The following is a 470-nucleotide window of genomic DNA, read 5'->3' as shown; positions in this document are numbered from 1 at the left end:
GTTCAGGCAGTACTTCATCAACCAGCAAGGCGGCACTTTCGGCCATCCGCCGCGCCCCACAGCTCGGGCAGAAACCGCGACGCTTACAGCTGAAAGCGACCAGGTGCTCGGCGTGGCAAGACTCGCAGCGAACCCGTAGAAAGCCATGCTCCAGCCGCCCGCATTGGAGAAATTCTTCAAATTCCCGTTGCACATAGCCCGGCAATTCCTTTCCCTGCTCTGCCATAAGCGCAGCGAATGCCGGGTAATACTCGTCAACGATCTGATAGAGAAGGGTTTGCTCGGGTCGGTGGCTCTGGTAACGACCAGTATCCCGATCCCGGCTGGCCGTCCTGGCCGCCACATGAGGCATGTTCCGCGTCCTTGCAATACTGTGTTTACATACAGTCTATCGCTTAGCGGAAAGTTCTTTTACCCTCAGCCGAAATGCCTGCCGTTGCTAGACATTGCCAGCCAGTGCCCGTCACTCC

General features: G+C 57.4%; 1 protein-coding gene. It reads right to left on the bottom strand.

Annotated elements, in window-relative coordinates; genetic code table 11:
- The coding region (locus VF685_RS14065; protein WP_001120875.1) for an IS91 family transposase at nt 1-352 on the bottom strand (352 nt) is incomplete at its 3' end.
- Between the last annotated feature and the right edge of the window lie 118 nt (nt 353-470).

The organism is Acinetobacter sp. Brlt_5 (assembly GCF_051949055.1).
Classification (GTDB): domain Bacteria; phylum Pseudomonadota; class Gammaproteobacteria; order Pseudomonadales; family Moraxellaceae; genus Acinetobacter; species Acinetobacter indicus.
This window is presented reverse-complemented; position numbering and strand designations above follow the sequence as displayed.